General features: G+C 70.5%; 14 protein-coding genes and 1 riboswitch. Of the genes, 11 read left to right on the top strand and 3 right to left on the bottom strand.

Translation table 11 applies throughout. From position 1 onward, the window contains the following. The first annotated feature begins 31 nt into the window (after window positions 1-31). The 5 genes from ACX1D3_RS14905 to ACX1D3_RS14925 all read left to right on the top strand — a co-directional run bounded on the left by ACX1D3_RS14905 (window position 32) and on the right by ACX1D3_RS14925 (window position 3,770). Window positions 32-283: a PLD nuclease N-terminal domain-containing protein gene (locus ACX1D3_RS14905; RefSeq protein ID WP_458994590.1), complete on the top strand. Its 252-nt coding sequence runs from the start codon at window positions 32-34 to the stop codon at window positions 281-283. Between the two features lie 81 nt (window positions 284-364). After that, window positions 365-985, top strand: coding sequence for a dihydroxyacetone kinase subunit DhaL (dhaL, locus tag ACX1D3_RS14910; RefSeq protein WP_458994591.1), 621 nt, complete (start codon window positions 365-367; stop codon window positions 983-985). A gap of 63 nt (window positions 986-1,048) precedes the next feature. Next, window positions 1,049-1,867, top strand: coding sequence for a nucleotidyltransferase family protein (locus ACX1D3_RS14915; RefSeq protein WP_458994592.1), 819 nt, complete (start codon window positions 1,049-1,051; stop codon window positions 1,865-1,867). Continuing rightward, window positions 1,864-3,048 carry a GHMP family kinase ATP-binding protein gene (locus ACX1D3_RS14920; RefSeq protein ID WP_458994593.1) on the top strand — a complete coding sequence of 395 codons (1,185 nt, stop codon included), beginning with the start codon at window positions 1,864-1,866 and terminating at the stop codon, window positions 3,046-3,048. Before ACX1D3_RS14915 ends, ACX1D3_RS14920 begins: the two co-directional genes overlap by 4 nt. After that, a complete protein-coding gene (locus ACX1D3_RS14925) occupies window positions 3,045-3,770 on the top strand; it encodes an alpha/beta hydrolase (RefSeq protein WP_458994594.1) in 726 nt (241 codons plus the stop codon). Before ACX1D3_RS14920 ends, ACX1D3_RS14925 begins: the two co-directional genes overlap by 4 nt. A gap of 14 nt (window positions 3,771-3,784) precedes the next feature. On the opposite strand, the gene ACX1D3_RS14930 is transcribed toward ACX1D3_RS14925, so the two are convergent. Next, window positions 3,785-4,687 (bottom strand): cation diffusion facilitator family transporter, encoded by a 903-nt coding sequence (locus ACX1D3_RS14930; protein WP_458994595.1) that lies wholly within the window; start codon window positions 4,685-4,687, stop codon window positions 3,785-3,787. Between the two features lie 40 nt (window positions 4,688-4,727). Further along, window positions 4,728-5,672, bottom strand: a complete 945-nt coding sequence (locus ACX1D3_RS14935; protein WP_458994596.1) for an NAD(P)-dependent oxidoreductase — start codon at window positions 5,670-5,672, stop codon at window positions 4,728-4,730. A gap of 91 nt (window positions 5,673-5,763) precedes the next feature. Between ACX1D3_RS14935 and ACX1D3_RS14940 the strand changes: the two genes are divergently transcribed. The 6 genes from ACX1D3_RS14940 to ACX1D3_RS14965 all read left to right on the top strand — a co-directional run bounded on the left by ACX1D3_RS14940 (window position 5,764) and on the right by ACX1D3_RS14965 (window position 17,403). Further along, window positions 5,764-8,814, top strand: a complete 3,051-nt coding sequence (locus tag ACX1D3_RS14940; protein WP_458996570.1) for a glycine--tRNA ligase — start codon at window positions 5,764-5,766, stop codon at window positions 8,812-8,814. A gap of 575 nt (window positions 8,815-9,389) precedes the next feature. Then, a complete protein-coding gene (locus tag ACX1D3_RS14945; RefSeq protein WP_458994597.1) occupies window positions 9,390-10,301 on the top strand; it encodes an alpha/beta hydrolase in 912 nt (303 codons plus the stop codon). Window positions 10,302-10,618: 317 nt separating this feature from the next. Next, a complete protein-coding gene (gene gtfA / locus ACX1D3_RS14950) occupies window positions 10,619-12,136 on the top strand; it encodes a sucrose phosphorylase (protein ID WP_458994598.1) in 1,518 nt (505 codons plus the stop codon). After that, window positions 12,133-13,128, top strand: a complete 996-nt coding sequence (denD, locus tag ACX1D3_RS14955) for a D-erythronate dehydrogenase (RefSeq protein ID WP_458994599.1) — start codon at window positions 12,133-12,135, stop codon at window positions 13,126-13,128. The genes gtfA and denD overlap by 4 nt, the downstream gene beginning before the upstream one ends. Before the next feature lie 102 nt (window positions 13,129-13,230). Then, window positions 13,231-13,941, top strand: a complete 711-nt coding sequence (locus tag ACX1D3_RS14960) for a TetR/AcrR family transcriptional regulator (RefSeq protein ID WP_458994600.1) — start codon at window positions 13,231-13,233, stop codon at window positions 13,939-13,941. A gap of 249 nt (window positions 13,942-14,190) precedes the next feature. Continuing rightward, entirely contained in the window at window positions 14,191-17,403 is a 3,213-nt protein-coding gene (locus ACX1D3_RS14965) for a glycosyl hydrolase (RefSeq protein ID WP_458994601.1), read from the top strand. Between the two features lie 70 nt (window positions 17,404-17,473). Here ACX1D3_RS14965 and ACX1D3_RS14970 read toward each other — a convergent pair whose 3' ends face one another. After that, window positions 17,474-18,301, bottom strand: a complete 828-nt coding sequence (locus ACX1D3_RS14970) for a formate transporter FocA (RefSeq protein WP_458994602.1) — start codon at window positions 18,299-18,301, stop codon at window positions 17,474-17,476. Between the two features lie 430 nt (window positions 18,302-18,731). Continuing rightward, window positions 18,732-18,923: riboswitch (cobalamin riboswitch) on the top strand. The last annotated feature ends 25 nt before the right edge of the window (window positions 18,924-18,948 follow it).

The raw sequence follows: 18,948 nt of genomic DNA on the forward strand, positions 1-18,948 counted from the left end.
CCACCCCGGCCCGCCCGGGTAGGATGGCGGGGTGGCCCGGGTCCTGCTGATCATCGCGATCGTGATGCTGACCGTGTACTGCGTCGTCGAGGTGGCGCAGGCACGGGGCTACCGCGTGCGCGCCATGCCCCGCTGGCTGTGGGCGTTCACGGTGATCTGCCTGCCCGTCGTCGGCCCCGCGGCCTGGCTGCTGCTGGGGCGTCCGACGAAGGGGCCCAAGCCCTTGGGTCGCGGCCCGAGCGCCCCGGACGACGACGAGGACTTCCTCCGCGGCCTCCGCTGAGCGCTGTCCCCGCATCGACGACGCCCCGCCGGCAGGCCCTAGAATTGGCCGGCTTTGAAAATCTGCACGGAGGAGAAGGTCATGCCAGGAGCAGTGGGCGCGGTGTCCGAGTGGCTCCGCGACTGTGCCCGCGAGTTCGCGCTCCGCGAGGAGGAGCTGGACGCCCTGGACCGCATCCTCGGAGACGCGGACCACGGCACCAACATGCGGCGCGGCACCGAGACGGCCCTCACCCTGGACCTCACCGAGACCCGGACCGCCGCTGAGGCCCTCCGCCTCGTCGGCATGACCCTGGTCAGCACCGTGGGCGGCGCCTCCGGACCACTCTTCGGCACGTTCTTCCTCCGCGCGGGCGCGGCCTGGCCGGAGACCGTCTCCCCAGTCGGCGTCTCCCGGGCGCTGCGGGCCGGGCTCAACGGCGTGGTCACGCGCGGCCGCGCCCAGGTGGGCGACAAGACGATGGTGGACGCCCTGGCCCCCGCCGCGGACGCGTTCGACGACGTGGTGGCCGCCGGCGGTGACCTGGGCGAGGCGCTCCGCAGGGCCGCGGAGGCGGCCGAGGCGGGCCGCGACGCCACCGTCGACATGGTGGCCAGGCGCGGCCGGGCCGCCCTCCTCGCGGAGCGCTCCGTCGGCGTGGTGGACCCCGGAGCGGTGTCCATGGCGCTCATCCTCTCGACGGCGGCCAAGCACGTCCGGTGAGCGATTCGCTCCACCGGCCCGCCCGCTTCGCGCCCCGCGGGACCTGCGCAATACGCTGACCCCATGAGCGTCGAGGCACCCCACAAGGCAGTCATCCTGGCCCGAGGGCTTGGTTCGCGGATGCGCAGCCACGCCGAGGGCGTCACGCTCGACGAGGGGCAGGCCGCCGCCGCGGACGCGGGCGTCAAGGCCATGATCTCGGTGGGCCGGCCGTTCCTCGACCACGTGATCTCCGCGCTGGCGGACGCCGGCTTCACCGACGTGTGCCTGGTGATCGGCCCGGAGCACCAGATGATCCGCGACTACTACGACGCCGCCGAGAAGCGCCGCGTCACCGTCGAATACGCCGTGCAGGAGGAGCCCCGCGGCACGGCCGACGCCGTGCTGGCCGCTGAGGCCTTCGCCGGGGAGGACCGCGTGCTGGTGATCAACTCGGACAACTACTACCCCGCCGAGGCGCTGCGGCTCCTCGCCGACGTCCCGGGCTCGGCCCTGGTGGGCTTCGAGCGCACCGCTCTGATCGCCGGCTCCAACATCGCGCCCGAGCGGATCGCCGCCTTCGCGCTGGCCACCGCGGACGCCGAGGGCAACCTCGCGGAGCTCGTCGAGAAGCCCGACGCCGCCACCGTCGAGCGCCTCGGGGACGAGGCGGTGGTCTCGATGAACTGCTGGCTGTGCTCGCCGGCCATCTTCGACGCCGCACGCGCCATCGAGCCGTCCGCCCGCGGCGAGTACGAGATCACCGACGCGGTGCGCAGGGCCATCACCGACGGCGACCCCTACCGGGTGGTGCGCGCCTCCGTCGGCGTGCTGGACATGTCCAACCGCGGCGACATCGCGTCGGTCGTGGAGGCGCTCGGCGGACGCGAGGCCGTCCTGTGAAGTGGTTCGTGCCCGGCCGCCTCGAGGTCCTGGGCAAGCACACGGACTACGCCGGCGGCCCCTCCCTGCTGGCCGCGGTGGACCGCGGCGTCGTCGTCGAGCTCGGCGACGGCACGGACGCCATCGTCGTGGAGTCGACGGCGCTGCCCGGCCGCCTGGAGCTGCGGCCCGGCGTTGACCCGCTCCTGCCCGGCGGGCACTGGGGCCACTACGTGCAGTCCGTCCTGGACCGGCTGCACCTCAACTTCGGGGAGCTGCGCCCGGCGCGGCTGTCCGTGGAGTCGGACCTGCCGTTGGCCTCGGGCATGAGCTCGTCGTCGGCGCTGGTGGTGGCGGTGGCGCTGGCCCTCATCGACCACAACGGGCTGCGGGAGCGCGCGCAGTGGCGGGCCAACATCGACGGCGACGTGGACCTGGCGGGCTACCTGGCCACCATGGAGAACGGGCTGAGCTTCGGGTCCCTGGAGGGGCGGCGCGGGGTGGGCACGTTCGGCGGCTCGGAGGATCACACGGCCATGCTGTGCTGCCGCGAGGGGCAGCTGACGGAGTTCACGTTCTGCCCCATCGAGGAGCGGCGGTCGGTCCCGATGCCCGAGGGATGGTCCTTCGTCGTGGCCGTGTCGGGCGTGCTGGCCGAGAAGACCGGCGCCGCCCTGACCGCCTACAACGAGGCATCGCAGCTGGCCCGCGAACTCGTCGAGGAGTGGAACTCGGCCACCGGCCGCTCGGACGCCACGCTCGCCGAGGCGCTGGACAGCAGCGAGGACGCGCTGCTGGGACTGGAGGCCGTCTCCGAGGACGACGACTGGCTGGCGGACCGGCTCACGGCGTTCGTCACCGAGCGCCGCGCGATCGCCGACGCCGTCGTCGCGCTGCAGAAGGGCGACATCGACGCCTTCGGCCGCGCCGCCGAGCTCTCGCACCGCACCGCCGACCAGGCGCTCGGCAACCAGATCCCCGAGACCAACCGCCTGCAGGCGCTCGCGCGCGAGCTGGGGGCGCCGGCCGCCTCCGGCTTCGGGGCGGGGTTCGGGGGCTCGGTGTGGGCGCTGGTGCCCACCGTCGACGCCGACGCGTTCGCCGCGTCCTGGCTGGAGCGCTACCTCGCCGACTACCCCGCGCTCGCCGGGGCCGCCTCCACGATCGTCACCCGCCCCGGCCGGGCGGCACACCGCCGGTGAGCGCGCTGTCCCCGTCGGGCCGCCTCGCCCGTGCCTGGCACGAGGTGGCGGACTGGGCGGTGGCCGGCCGAGACATGGCCAAGGCCATCTGGCGGCGCCACAGCTGGCGCCTGCCGGCGGGCGACGGCGGGGACAAGGGCTGCGGCCAGGTGACGGTGGTACTGATCCCGGGGATCCTGGAGCCGTGGAGCTACCTGGCCCCGCTCGCCCGCTGGCTGGGCCGCCGCGGGCACCGGGTGGAGTTCATCGAGGGGCTCGGCTGGAACCTCGGCCACCTCGACGCCTCGGCGGACCACTGCCTGGAGGTGCTGCGCGCGCGGGGTGTCCGCGACGCGGTCCTCGTGGCGCACTCGAAGGGCGGGCTCATCGGGAAGGCGGTGCTCACCCGGCAGGGCGAGGACGGCGTGGCCCTGGGCCTCGTCGCCGTCGCCACCCCCTTCGGGGGATCATCGATGGGCAGGCCTCTGCACCGGTTGGTGTCGCGGTCACCCCTGGGGCTGTTCGCGCCCGGCAACGCGGTGCTGCGCAGGCTCTCGGCCGAGGTGGCCGTCAACGCGCAGATCGTGTCGCTCGCGCCGGCCTGGGATCAGGTGATCCCGGACGGTTCGCACCTGGCGGGCGCCACCAACGTGGACCTCGACTCCCCCGGCCACTTCCGGCCCATGCGCGACGAGGCGGTCTGGGAGATCATCCACGAGCACGTGCACCGGCTCGCCGGCTAGCGGGCAGCCCCGGCTCAGTCGATGTGGATGTCCTCGTAGCTGCGGGGATCCTCGATGGGTTCGAGGTGGCCGATGACGCGGAGCTCCGCGAACTCCTCCTGGATGAGGTCGATGAGGTCCTCCATCGCGTCGTGCCCGCGCTGGACGGACCACGCCCCGGGCACCAGCATGTGGAACTCCATGAACGCCCGCGCGCCGGAGATCCGCGTGCGGAAGGCGTGGAACTTGATCTCCTCGCTCTCGTGCTCGGCGAGGATCCCCCGAAGCCGCGCGTTCTCCTCCTTCGGCAGCGACTCGTCCATCAGGCCGGAGGCCGACTCCGACACCAGGCGCCACCCCGTCCAGAGGATGTTGAGGCCCACCAGGAGCGCGACGACGGGGTCCAGCCAGTTCCAGCCGGTGATCCACACCAGGCCGATGCCGACCACCACGCCCGCGGAGGTGATCACGTCGGTCATGAGGTGGTGGCCGTCCGCGCGCAGTGTGATGGAGTTGTACTTGGCGCCGGCCCCGAGGAGCACCAGGGCCACGGCGCCGTTGATCACCGATGCCCCCACCGTGATGAGCAGGCCCACCCCGATCTCCTCCAGGGGCCTGGGGAAGATCAGGCGCTCGATGGCGAACGCGACGATCACCACGGCCGCGACGAAGATCATGACGCCCTCGATGGCCGAGGAGAAGTACTCGGCCTTCGAGTGCCCGAAGTGGTGGTTCTTGTCCGCCGGCCTGGCCGCGACCCTCAACGCGAACAGCGCCACCACCGCCGCCACCAGGTTGACCACGGACTCCGCGGCGTCGGACAGCAGGCCCACGGATCCGGTGATCAGCCAGGCGGCGGTCTTCAGGCCGATGGTGACGAGCGCGGCCGCGATCGACAACCAGGCGAACTTCGTGAGGTCGACGCGGGTCTGGGACATGGCTCAATCCTGACGCCTCGTCGCCGCGGGCGCCAAAGCGTCAGCGGGCGAGCAGGTTGAGCAGGTCCCCGTCGCCGCGCAGCGCGGCCACGTTGTGCTCGATGAGCTGGTCCGCCTGCTGGGGCCGGCCGCTGGCCACGTGCGGGGTTATGAGCACGTTGGGCTCGTCCCAGAGCGGCGACGACTCCGGCAGGGGCTCGACCGCCGTGACGTCCAGCGCAGCCCCCGCCACCCGGCCGCTCCGGACGGCTGCGAGGAGGGCGTCCTCGTCGACGGTGGTGCCGCGGCCCACGTTGACCACCAGGGCCGACGGCTTGAGCTGGGCGAGCCGCTCCGCGTTGAGGGCCGCGTGGGTGCTGTGATGCTTGGGCAGCACCATGATCAGCACGTCGGTGTCCTCGAGCACGGCGGGGAGCGCGTCCTCGTCCACCACGTCGAACCCGTGTCGCGGCCCGGCGGAGCGGGCCACGCCGGTGACCCAGGCGCCCATGGCGCGCAGGAGCGGCGCGAGGCGGGAGGCGATCGACCCGAAGCCCCAGATGGTCACGTTGGCCCCGTCCAGGGTGATGACCCGGCCGTCGTGGCCGCGGTCCAGCGTGGCGCCGCCCAGCTCGTCGTCCCACACGTGCTCCCGCTGCTGGCTCATGGCCAGGGGAAGCATTCTCACCAGCGAGAGGGTGAGCGCCAGCGCGTGCTCGGCCACGGGTCCGTCGTGCAGCCCCACGCCGCTGGCCAGCCGCACGTCGTCGGCGAATCCGGCGGCCACCACGTTGTCCGGGCCGGCGGCCAGGCCCTGGACGAGCTGGAGCCCGGTCATGCGGCGGGCGGCGTCCCTCAGCACCTCGTCGCTCTGGCCCCACACCACCAGCACCTCCGCGTCGAGGTGCTCGGGCGGGACCGGGCGCCTGCCGTCGACGAGGACCACCTGGGCGTCCTCGACCACCGGCACCGGGCCGCTGTACGTGCTGGGGATCAGGATCTTCATGTGACTGGCACCTCCGTAGGACCGGCCCAGCATCCCGTAAGCCGGGTGGGCGGTCAGCCGAAGAACTCGGTAACCTGCAGGGGTGCTGACCATGCAAGACGCCCTGCGCCGCCTGTCCGACTACTGGACCTCGAAAGGCTGCCTCACGTGGCAGCCGTTCAACACGGAGGTGGGCGCGGGCACGATGAACCCGGCCACGGTGCTGCGGGTGCTCGGGCCGGAGCCGTGGGACGTGGCCTACGTGGAGCCGTCGGTGCGCCCGGACGATTCGCGCTACGGCGAGAACCCCAACCGGCTCCAGATGCACACCCAGTTCCAGGTGATCCTCAAGCCTGAGCCCGGCAACCCGCAGGAGCTGTACCTCGGCTCGCTGGAGGCGCTCGGCATCGACCTGTCGAAGCACGACGTGCGCTTCGTGGAGGACAACTGGCAGCAGCCGGCCATCGGCGCGTGGGGCCTCGGCTGGGAGGTGTGGCTGGACGGCATGGAGATCACGCAGTTCACCTACTTCCAGCAGGTGGGCGGCCAGAACCTGGACCCGGTCCCGGTGGAGCTGACCTACGGCGTCGAGCGGATCCTGATGGCGCAGCAGGGCGTGACGCACTTCAAGGACATCGTCTACTCCGTCGCCTCGGACGGCCGGCCCGTCACGTACGGCGAGGCCTTCGGGCAGCAGGAGTACGAGATGAGCCGCTACTACCTGGACGACGCGGACGTGGAGGCCAACCGTCGCCTGTACGAGACGTACGTGGGCGAGGCCACCCGCATGGTCGAGGCCCGGCTGCCGGTGCCCGCGCACGGCTACATCCTGAAGTCCAGCCACGCGTTCAACGTGCTCGACGCCCGCGGCGCGATCTCCACCACGGAGCGCGCGAAGGCGTTCGCGACGATGCGGCGCCTCATGCGCGACACCGCCGCCCTGTGGATCGAGCGCCGCGAGGAGCTGGGCTTTCCGCTGCTGCGCGAGGCCGCCCCCGCCGTCGAGGAGGCCCCCGCGCCCATCGACCGGGCCGCGCTCGGCACCGCGCCGCAGACGCTGGCCTTCGAGATCGGCGTGGAGGAGCTGCCCCCGCACGTGGTGCCGCAGACGGTCGAGGCGGTGCGCGAGGCGCTGACCGCCAGGCTGGCCGCCACCCGGCTCGAGTACGGCGCCATCACCGTGGAGGGCACCCCTCGCCGCATCGTCGCCGTGGTGGAGGCCGTGGCCGCCCAGGAACCCGACGCCGAGCAGCTGCGCAAGGGGCCGAAGTGGTCCGCCGCGTTCGACGCCGACGGCAACCCCACCAAGGCCCTCCAGGGCTTCATGCGCGGGCAGAACGTGGAGGCTGCGCAGGTGGTGCGCGCGGAGATCGGCGGCCAGGAGCATGCGGCCGTGGCCGCGACCGTCGCCGGCCGGCACGTGCTGGACGTGGCCGGTGAGGCGCTGACCGAGATCGTCTCCGGGCTGCGCGCCGAGAAGAACATGCGCTGGAACGACGCGTCGCTGTCGTTCTCCCGCGCCATCCGCTGGCTGGTGGCGCTCTGGGGCAGCACCGTCGTGCCCGCCTCCGTCTCCGGCCTCACCGCCGGCCGGACCACCTACCTGCAGCGGGCCGTGGCGGGCGAGGAGTCGGGCACGCGCTCCGACGGCGCCCGCGTCGGCTGGGTTGAGGTGGCCTCGGCCGCCGAGCTGCTGCCCACCATCTCGTCGGGCGCGATCACGCTGTCCACCGCGGAGCGCCGGGCCTCGGTGGTCGAGCAGGCCGTGGCGCTGGCCGCGGGCGTGGGCGGCACCGTCGACGTCGACGCAGAGGGGGCCGTGATAGACGAGATCACCAACCTGGTGGAGGACCCCCGCGGCGTGCTGGGGCACTTCGACGAGCGCTACCTGGAGCTGCCCGAGAGGATCCTCACCGCCGTCATGCGCAAGCACCAGCGCTACCTGCCGGTGTTCCGCGACGGAGCCCTCGCGCCGCACTTCGTCACCATGGCCAACGGCCTGTGCGACGACGAGACCGTGCGCGCCGGCAACGAGTCCGTGATCCGGGCCCGCTACGAGGACGCCCTTTTCTTCTGGAACGCGGATCTGGAGGCGGCAGACGTCGACGGCTTCGTCCCCGGCCTGGACAAGCTGACCTTCGAGGAGCGCCTGGGCTCCGTCGGGACCAGGGCCCGGAGGATCGCGGATGTCGCGGCGAGCCTCGCGGACCGCGTGGGCCTCGACGGCGAGGACCGCACGACGCTGACCCGCGCCGGGCAGCTGGCCAAGTTCGACCTCGCCACGCAGATGGTGGTGGAGATGAGCTCGCTGGCAGGGTTCATCGCCCGCGAGTACGCCGTCCGCAAGGGCGAGACGCAGGCCGTGGCGGACGCGCTCTACGAGATGGAGCAGCCGCACACCTCCGCCGATCCCGTGCCCGCGTCGGTCCCCGGCGCCCTGCTCGCGCTGGCCGACCGGTTCGACCTGCTGGCCGCGATGTTCGCCCTGGGCGCCAAGCCGACGGGGTCCTCGGACCCGTTCGGCCTCCGGCGTGCCGCGCTCGGCGTGGTGCGGATCCTACGGGAGTCCGCGGGCACCGCCCTGGAGTCGCTGACGGTGCGCGCCGGCCTGGAGGACGCGGTGGCGCGTCTGGCTGCGCAGGGCATCGATGTCGCGGCAGACGCCGTCGACGCGGCGCTTGAGTTCACCGTCGGCCGGTTCGCGCAGCTGCTGCGCGACGAGGGCACCTCGGCAGACCTGGTGACGGCCATCCTCCCCGCGGCCGACGCGCCCGGGCGGGCGGCGCGGGTCCTCTCCGAGCTCAACGCCGCGCAGGCCGATCCGCGCCTGAGGGCGCTCGTGGCGACGCTGGTGCGGATCGGGCGGATCCTGCCCGCGGGCACCGCGGCCGGCTACGACGCGGCGCTGCTGACCGAGCCTGCCGAGGTGGAGCTGCGCTCGGCCGTGGAGGCGGTCCCGGCGGGCTCCGCGGACGCGTCGATCGGCGAGCTGCTGGACCGCACCGGCGACGTCGTCGCGGCGGCGGACCGGTTCTTCACCGACATCCTGGTCAACGCGGAGGACCCGACCGTGCGAGTGTCGCGGCAGGGGCTGCTCGCCTCGGTCCTGTCCCTGGCCCCGGCTGGCGTCGACTGGCGGGCCTTGGACATCGCCCTGGGCTGACCCCCACTCCCGCGGACGGGTGAGCCACGCCCGCGCTGGGTGCCCCCTCCTTCCGCTGGGTGAGCCACGCCAAGCCGCGCAGCGGCGCAGCGTGCGTCGAAGCCTCTGGCACCCGGTTCGAGGACCCTGCCCCCAGGTCGCTGGTAAGCCCGCGTTGGTTTCGACGCGGGCGCGCGTCGCTTCGCTCCTCGCGGCCCGGCTCAACCAGCGGCACGGCGGGCTGAGCCACGCCAAGCCGACATGGGATAAGCGGACAAGTCCGCGCCGACGTTTCAAGGACTGCGAGTGGGCTGTGGACCTGGGGAGGCGGGCCTCTGAACCGCATGCCTTGAAGGGCGGACCCCGACCTGCGTACTTGCCGCTGGATGAGAGCCGCCAGGGGCAGTGACATCGCCGCGCCAGACTGACCGCCTCTGGTGTCGTGACATGCAACACCGCACCAGAAGACCTCGGTGCGGAGGATGAGGCCCAGGTCGTCAATGCAGCGGATCGCGTAGCGCCAGGGGGCTCCTCAGGTTGGGGGACCCACAATGGCGAAGATCTGGACGTCCCCGGCCGCTTGGTACCGTCGGATCGTGACGGCCAACCCCTACGCCTCGTTCCTTCCACCCGGACGTCACTCGGCCGCGGGGCTGGATCCGGAGGAGACCTGGTGGCAGTGGCGCGGCCACGACGTCCACATCGCCAGAGCCCGCCGCCCTGACTCGTCGGTCAGGGTGCTGGTGATCCACGGCGCGGGCGGTCACGCCGGAGCTCTCTGGCCCCTGGCCGCGCTCCTAGCCGAACGCGGTCTGGACATCGCCACCGTCGACCTCCCTCTCTACGGTCGGACAGCCTCCCCCAGGCCCGATGCCGTGCGGTACGACGACTGGGTGGAACTCCTGCTCGATCTCGTCGAAGCCGAGCTCGACGGGCGGCCGCTGGTTGTGTTCGGCGCGAGCATCGGCGGAATGTTGGCCTACGAGGTTGCCGCACGGTCGACACGGGTCATGACGGTGGCGGCCACCTGTCTGCTCGATCCGCGCGACTGGCGCGTCCGCGCGCACCTGACTCGCTTGGGGCCGCTGGGGATCCTCGGCGGCCCGCTCTCGGTCCTGGTCCGTGGGCCGATCGCGACGTTTATGATCCCGATGCGATGGGTGGCGCCCCTCTCCAGGATGAGCTGCAACCCTGGGCTGTCGCAGCTGTGCGCGAATGACCCACTCGGCGGCGGGGCCGACGTCCCCCTCGGGTTCCTTGCCTCCTACCTGCGCTACCGGCACGTCCGGCCTGCGGCGATGCGGACGCCGGTGGTGCTCCTTCATCCCAGCATGGACGCCTGGACACCCGTCGAGCTGAGCATGCGAGTCCTGCGGCGACTCGCCTCGCCTGGCCGAGTCGTCATGCTCCGGGAGTGCGGACACTTCCCCATCGAAGAGCCCGGACTCACCGACCTGGTGGCTGCCGTGCTCGAGATCGCCCAGAGTTCATCCCACGCCGACTTGTAGGGTCGCTCGTCGGCGACTCCGCTGTGGGGCCGATAGGAGCCGGGGACGACAGCGACGACCGACACCCGTTTGACCGGATCACCGAAGCTGAGGGCGACCGCCACCTCTCATCCTCGCCGACAAGGCACTACGTGCACCCCAGGCTCGGTCCTGGGCGCTCGCCACGCTCCGGCCTCACCGCCGTCTGCCCTAGCCCTGACACAACGCCGACTGTGGCTCAGGTTCGGGCACGTAGCGGCCTGGGGGCTGGGATGCTGTTGCCAGGGCATCGGCGGCGACACTCCTCGTCGCCGGGCGAGCCCGGAGGAGGCAATGCAGTGATCGCCAACGGAGTCCAGCTCATCACCTATGCCGACCGGTTCGGCGGCACCCTGAAGCGAAGCGCCGACACCGTCGCCAGAGTCTTCGGCGATGCCGTGACCGGCATCCACTTTCTCCCCTTCTTCACCCCTTACGACGGCGCCGACGCGGGCTTCGACCCCGTCGACCACACCACGCCCGACCCGAGGCTGGGCACGTGGGAAGACCTGCGCGAGATCAGCGGCAGCTTCTCCACCTGCGTGGATGTGATCGTCAACCATGTGTCGTCGGGCTCGGCATCCTTCCGCGACTTCGTCGAGCACGGCGAGGACTCCCCCGCAGCCGAGCTCTTCCTCACCTTCGACAGGGTCTTCCCCGACGGCGCCACGGAGGCTGACCTCCTCACCATCTACCGCCCCCGCCCGGGCCTGCCCTTCACGACCATCCCGATCGCCGGCGCCAACCGGCTGGTCTGGACCACGTTCACGCCTCAGCAGATCGACATCGACGTCGAGAGCCCGTCGGGCTGGAGCTACCTGATGGGCATCCTCGACCAGCTCGGGCACAGCGGCGTCGGCCTCATCCGGCTCGACGCTGCGGGCTACGCCATCAAGCGCGCCGGCACGTCCTGCTTCATGATCCCGGAGACGTTCGCGTTCATCGACCGTTTCACCGCCGAGGCGCACCACCGCGGCCTCGAGGTCCTCGTCGAGATCCACTCCCACTACCGCACGCAGATCGAGATCGCCTCGCGGGTCGACCGGGTCTACGACTTTGCCCTCCCGCCGCTGCTCCTGCACACCCTCTACACCGGCGACCACGGCGCCCTGCTCGAGTGGCTGCGGGTCCGGCCCGCCAACGCGGTCACGGTGCTCGACACTCACGACGGCATCGGCGTCATCGATGTGGGCCCTGACAAGACCCGCGACGACGGGGCGGGATTGCTGACCGCCGCGGAGCTCGACGCGCTCGTCGCCACCATCCACGCCAAGACCAACGGCCAGAGCCGGGAGGCCACCGGGGCCGCGGCGTCCAACCTGGACCTCTACCAGGTCAACAGCACCTACTACGACGCCCTCGGCCGCGACGACGCCCGCTACCTCGCGGCTCGCGCCGTCCAGTTCTTCCTCCCCGGCGTCCCGCAGGTCTACTACGTCGGCGCATTGGCGGGACCCAACGACATGGGGCTGCTCCAGCGGACCGGGGTCGGCCGCGACATCAACCGCCACGTCTTCACCGAGGACGAGATCGACGCGGCCATGGAGCGTCCCGTGGTCGCGGCGCTCAAGGCCCTCATGCGCCTACGCAGCCGGCACCCCGCCTTCGGAGGGGACTTCAGCTGGTCGGAGGTCGACGGCTCGCTCCGGCTGGCCTGGGAGGCGGCGGGAGACCGTGCCTGGCTGACGTTCACCGCGACGACGGGGGCGGCGCAGGTCGGCTGGACCGAGCACGGGGCCGACGGCGCCGCGACCGAGCGCGAGGTCGGCGTCGAGGGGCTGGCCGAACCTGGCGCCGGGTACGAGAGCGGCGCGTGACGGGCTGGCGGGTCGCGGTCACCGGGGCGGCCGGCTTCCTGGGCGGCGCCCTGGCCAGGAGACTGCTCGAAGAGCCCGCCCTCCGGGTGGGTGGCGAGGCGCCGTCGGCCGTCGATTCCATGGACCTCCTCGACCTCGTCGATCCGCCGCCCGAACTGGCCGCGGACCCACGGGTGCGGGCGCTGACCGGCGAACTCCACGAGACGGTCCCGGGAATGGCGGACGCCGACCTCGTGTGTCACCTGGCGGGCGTCGTCAGCGGCGCCGCGGAGGCGGACTTCGACCTGGGCATGCGCACCAACCTCGACGCCCTGAGGCTGCTCCTCGAGCGCTGCCGGGCGATGGCGGAGCCGCCGGTGTTCCTCTTCACGAGCTCGCTGGCGGTGTTCGGCAGCGACCCGGCGATCGGTCCGGTCGGCCCCGTGGACGACGACACCCTCCCCCGCCCGCAGTCCAGCTACGGCATCCAGAAGTTCATCGGCGAGCAACTGGTGGCGGACTACACCAGGAAGGGCTTCATCCGGGGCCGGAGCGTGCGGCTCATGACGGTGGCGGTGCGCCCCGGACGGCCCAACGCCGCGGCGTCGAGCTTCATCTCCGGCATCATCCGAGAGCCACTCGCCGGCATCCGCGCCTCCTGTCCGGTGCCGGAGTCCACGCCGATCGCCCTGTCCTCCCCGCGCCGCACCCTCGACGCGATCATGACCGCGCTCGCCACCGACGACCGGACCTGGGGCAGCACCACCGCCATGAACCTGCCCGCCCTCTCCACCACCCCGCGCGAGATGGCCGAGGCGCTCGACCGCGTGAGCGGGACCGGGGCCAGCGGCCTCATCGACTGGGTTCCCGACGAGAGGATCCTGGCCATCGTCGGCAGTTGGCCGGCGAACTTCTCCACGCCAAGGGCGGAAGCCCTCGGGCTGTCGGCGGCCTCCTCCTTCGACGAGGTGGTCCGCGAGTACCTCGAGTCCGATGCGAGGGGATCCCGCTGACGTGGCAGGAGCTGCCTTCAGTCTCCTCGCACAGGACTACGGCCGGGCACGGCTCTCGACCACACGTTCGGGCCACCCCCGCGGTGCCTGTAGCCTCATGGCGTGAAAGCCAGGGACGGAGTCACTCCAACGCCCCAGCCTGACCCCGCGACGTCTCCGGGAAGTTCCAGGCAGAATCCAGGGCGCAAGCCGCGGAACCTGCGGAGCTACGCGACCGGCCGGGCCCGGCGGGACGCGATAGTCAGGAGCGCCGCCGCCCACTTCGACAGGCATGGGTACCACGAGACACCGGTGTCGCGGATCGCTGCCGACGTCGGCCTGACCGAAGCCGGTCTGCTGTACCACTTCCCGTCCAAGACCCACCTGCTGCTTGCCGTCCTCGACACGCGGATGGACAAGGAGTTGGCGGTCGAGGGCCTGCTGCCAGCCGACCAGGACCCGCTGCGGGCATTGCGGGTGATGCTGCGGATTCTCGAGCAGTTGGCCGCGAAGCCGGGACTCATGGAACTGTTCATGTTGCTCTTCGCCCAGGCGGCGGATCCCGCCAGCCCGGCTCACGAGGCGTTCTCGCAGATGTACCTCAGGACAACGCGGAACGTCGCGGCAGAACTCAAGACCGCGGCCGACGCCGGCCTGGTCCGCGCGGATCTCGAGTTCGAACGGATCGCCCAGGAGTGCATCGCAGTGTGCGACGGACTGCAGTTCCAGTGGGTCCTCTTGGGCGGGGATTTCGACCTGGTCGGGGGCTTCCGAGAGTACCTCCGGCGGCTCTCCCCTCTCATCCTCGTAGACGGCGTGACCTGCGACATCTAGCTGACGGGGTCCTGTCGGGTGAGCTCGCCTCCCGGTGGACCCTTCATACCGATCCCTGAAAAGTGCTTGACGGGTTGTTCCATCGTTCATAGACTCCCCTACTACTGAAGTATTGAATCCATTCAATAGTCTTCAGATGGCAGGGCATCGTCGGTGTCCTGGCCGGGCGGACGACGCCGTCCCCCCGGCCGGTTCGCTGTCGATGCTGTCCACTTCAGCCCCATCCACTACATGAACAGAGGTGTTCACGTGCAACGACGCATTTCGTTGGGCGTCGCGGCGACGGCATCAGTGTCGCTCGCCGCCGCGCTCCTAGTCGGCCCCACGGCGTTGGCCGCGCCGCCAGGGCAGGCCCCGCAGGGCACAGCCTTCAGCGCCATCGATCCCGCTCAGTTCGCTCAACCGGACATCGAGTACCGGCCCGGAGTCCGGTGGTGGTGGCCGGGCAACGGCGCCACCAAGGCCGATCTGCTCGCGCAGGTGGATTACCTGTACGAGAACGGCTTCGGGGCGGTGGAGATCGTGGCCTTTGCCAAGGGGTTCCAGACAGGCAACGGAACGAGCAACGGCTACATCTACGACGGCCTCGATCTGGGCTACGACAACGACCAGATCCTCAGCTACGAGTCGCCCGACTACTTCGACAAGCTTGACGCCGTGGTCGCGCGGGCCAACGAGCTGGGGATCACCGTCGACCTCAACATCGGCAGCGGATACCTGGCGAGCGACGACTCCATCGAGGTTGCCGACAGCCAGAGCAACATGGCCCTCGGCCGCGCCACCATCAACGTCGCCCAGGACGGCACTGTGTCCGTCACGAGCGGCGACATCGCTGCCGCACTCAGCGGGACCGATGTGGTCGTCGGGGTGCCCGGTGCCGAGATGAGCCCGTTCTACGCCTCGGAGAAGTTCGGTTTCGACTTCGGCGTGTGGAGCCCGGAGGACACCCGGCTGAACGCGGTGATCGTCGCACCGATCGCCGCCGCCGGAGCGGCGCTGACCACCAACAACCAGGTGATCAACGCCGCCGGGGACGCGGTCAAGACGTACCCGTCCCAGACTGTGCTCGACCTGGCTGACGCCGCGGTGACCTACCCGGGCGAGGGCGCCACCACAATCACCGCAGGTGCCCTGGCCGCCGGCTCGTACGAGGTCATCGCGCTCTACAGCGTGCCCTCCGGGAGCTACGGCCTCAACGCAATCATCGAGAACACCACCACCGACAAGCGCAACTACGTCGTGGACCACCTCGATCCAGACGCCATCGAGAAGCTGGTCGACGGGTGGCTGGGCAACGACGCGCTCCGCGAGATCGTGGACGAACGCGACATCCGGGCAGCCTTCAACGACAGCTACGAGTTCTACACCGACGCCTTCTACAACGACGTCGTCCAGTCCGCCGCGACCTCCGAGGAGCTCCTGGGCTACGACATCACGCCGTACATCCCCACGTTCTACGCCCTGTTCAAGGAGTCGTTCCTCATCGACGGGAACCCCACGATCAAGGACGAGTATTCGGCTCTCGGGCTCAACGATCTGGTCCTGGCTCGCTTCGGCGGCGTGCGGCCCGAACTGCTGACCAGCACGCTCACCGCCGACGAGTCCTCCCGGATCGAGTACGACTACGGCCGGCTCCTGGACGGCGCGTTCCGCAGCGGTATGGAGGCGTTCTCCGACAGCCTCGCCGACTACGACATCGTGTACCGGCAGCAGGCCTACAACCCGCCCGTCGACACGCTGAAGTCAGCGAGTGTGGTCGACATCCCCGAGACCGAGGGCCTGGACGAGTACAGCCTCAAGCGAGTCGCGTCGGGCGCCCACCTGTACGGACGCAACCTGGTGACCTCGGAGGTCTACACGCTGGGATCGACCCCCTTCACCGTGACCCCCGACTTCATCAAGCGCGGGTACGACCTCATGGCCACCAGCGGCGTGAACAACTTCTTCTACCACGGCCTCAACGCCCCGTACGACGGCAACGACGATCCCACGTTCACGTCGGACGACAACCTGTTCTCTGAGGAGGGGTGGCGCGCCTGGCCGACGATCGGCGTCGAGATGGCCGAGACCTCGTCGACCAGCGGCTACTTCGAACAGATGAACGCCTACGCGTCGCGGGCCAACTACGTGATGCAGGCGGGCCGGGCCAGCTCCGATGTCGCGGTGTACATGCCGCTGTTCGGTGCGCTGGCCAGCGGCGGCGGGTTCGGCGGCGGCTCAACGCCCCTCGCCGTCATCGACGCGCTGCAGGACAACGGCTACGCCTGGGATGCCATCAACGACGACACCATCCAGACCGGCCTCACCTGGGAGAACGGGCAGCTCATCGCCAACGGGAACATCTCGTTCGACGCACTGGTTGTGCAGAGCTCATCGGTCCCCGTGGAGACGATGTCGGCCCTGGCCGACCTGAAGGCGCAGGGGGCCCCGATCTACTTCTACGGTGACCTCCCGGCTCGGCAGCCGGGCTACGCCAACGGCGACTACCAGGCCGCCGACGCCGAGACAGCGGCCATCGCCGAGGCCATGGGTGACGTGGTCGACGCCGCCGGGCTCTCCGTGGCAATGGCCGGTCTCGACGCCGCACCGATCACCTACGGCGTCAACGACGACCTCCGATTCAGCCGGCGCACGCTTGAGACCGGAGGCGAGCTCGCCTACATCCGCAACACCGCGAGCGAGGCGACGGCGATCAACCTGAGCGTCTCCGCCGAGCTGCCGAACTGCTACTGGCTCGACCAGGAGACCGGCAGCATCCACCGGGCCGCGGCCGACGACGGCGTCGTCTCGGCGACCCTCAATGCCAACGGCGCAGTGATCCTGCTCTGCGAACCGAAGCAGTCACCGATCCAGCCCGGCCAGCTCACGGCTGGGACGCCGGCGTCGCTCGACGCCACACCGTCGGCCTTCTCGATGAACCTCACGGACTTCACCCTGGAGGTGACCGCCGACAACATCGGCACGATGCTCCCCGGGGCCACGCAGAGCGCCACCTACACCGCATCGGTGCTCGGCGATTGGACCGCTGTGGGCAAGTTCGACGGCGACCTGCGGAACGTCACGGACGCCGGGACCTACCGGACCACGGTGAACATCCCGTCGAAGGCCAAGCTCAAGGAAGGCGTGGTCCTGGACCTGGGCGTGGTCGGGAACGCCGCGACCGTGCGCGTCAACCCTGGCACGAAGAAGGCGTTCGAAGCCCAGGTGTTCCACGCCCCATTCACGCTCGACATCGGGGACGCTCTGCAGCCCGGCAAGAACGTGATCGAGATCGAGGTTCAGCCGGTCAAGAACAACCGGCGTGTGGCGCTCAGGGAGCTCTACCTCAGCGACCCTGGGACCTACGGGCAGTACCGGATGTACCCCAGCGTCCACGGGCGGAACACCAGGATGCCAGCCGGTCTCGTGGGACCGGTGGTGCTCCGCTCGACCGTCAGCCTGGAGGTGACGACTCCCCGCTAGGCCCACGACCTGGCGCGGCACATGAGACTGTGCGGCCGCCGTCATCCCGACGGCGGCCGCACAGTCGCTCTCACCAACGGTCGCGCTTCGGGCGGAAGACCAGCCAGTAGAACAGCCCGATCATCAGGCCCCCACCGATGATGTTGCCCAGGGTCACCGGGATCAGGTTGGCCGTGAGGAAGGTGCCCCAGGTCAGGTGCTCGAACCCGCCGGGCGCCAGCTCCGGCCGGATGAGGATCGCCAGCGGCACCAGGAACATGTTCGCGACCGAGTGCTCGAACCCGGTGGCGACGAACAGCGCCACCGGCCCGATCAGGGCGAGGATCTTGTCGGTGGTCGTCCGCCCGGAGAACGCCGCCCACACCGCCAGGCACACGAGCAGATTGCACGCGATCCCCAGCGCCAGCGCCTCAACGAACGAATGATCGAGCTTGTGGCTCGCGGAGGCCAGCACCACCTCGCCCCAGGCGCCGTCCGCGCTGTGCTGCACCCCTCCCGCGATGATCAGGGCAACGATGGTCAGGGCCCCGGCCGCGTTTCCGAGGTACACCAGGCCCCAGTGCCGAAGCAGCCTCCACCACGACAGGTGCCCCGAGGCCTTGAGCATCAGCGTCATCGTGGTGGACGTGAACAGGTCGGCCCCAGTGAGGACCACCAGAATCAGCCCGACGCTGAACACCACGCCCCCGAGCACCTTGGCCACACCCCACGGCAGCACCTCCGCGCCCACCTGGGAGGTCACGTAGAAGACGAAGCCGAGCGCGATATGCGCGCCGCCGGCCACCGCAAGGAGCAGGGTGCGTTGGACGGTCGCCTGCGCCTTGTAGAGCATGGCATCCTGCACGAGCCTGGCCATCTCGGCGGGCGTCGCCATCGCGATCGTTCGTTCGTCGTTCACGCAGGGACACTAGTGGCTGTCGTCCCTGGGGAGACCGGGGACCGGCTCAGTGGGCTGAGGTCTCGGATGCTAGGGCGTCGCGTGCCTGCCCCGCGAGCCCGGATGGATGCACGCTCCTTCACGTTCGAGCGTCACCGACGCCGGTTGGGTCATGGGAGTGATCGGGTACTCCCCCAGCGCTGATGCCCTAGATGTCATGTTCAGAGTCGAGTACGACCTCAGACGTGACATTGAGCGGACCTAACGATCAATGCTTGCCCGCTCCCCGTTGGCTGACTTGAAGATAACTCTGGATGTGGCTGTGGGGCGCCGTGAGGTGGTGACAGTTGGCGCCACCGGTGCTTAATGGTGACGCTCACGTCAGGTCCGAAGATCCTGTGGTCCGTCCTGACCGTGATCACCAGGCTGGGCAGCATCCGTGCGAGCAGGTAGGGTGACGGCTGCCAGTCGTACTCCACATCCAGGAGTCAGGGAACCCGGTGCGATTCCGGGACTGACGCGCAGCGGTGAGGGTGACGGTCGGAGCACGCCAGCGATGGCAGCCACTGGGGGATGCCCCCGGGAAGGCGCTCCGGTCCGGATGATCCCGAGTCCGAAGACCTGCTGGTCCTAGCGGCAACCGCCGCCAGGTCTCAGGACGGCCCCGC

It is taken from the genome of Tessaracoccus yangjingae, from assembly GCF_054483935.1.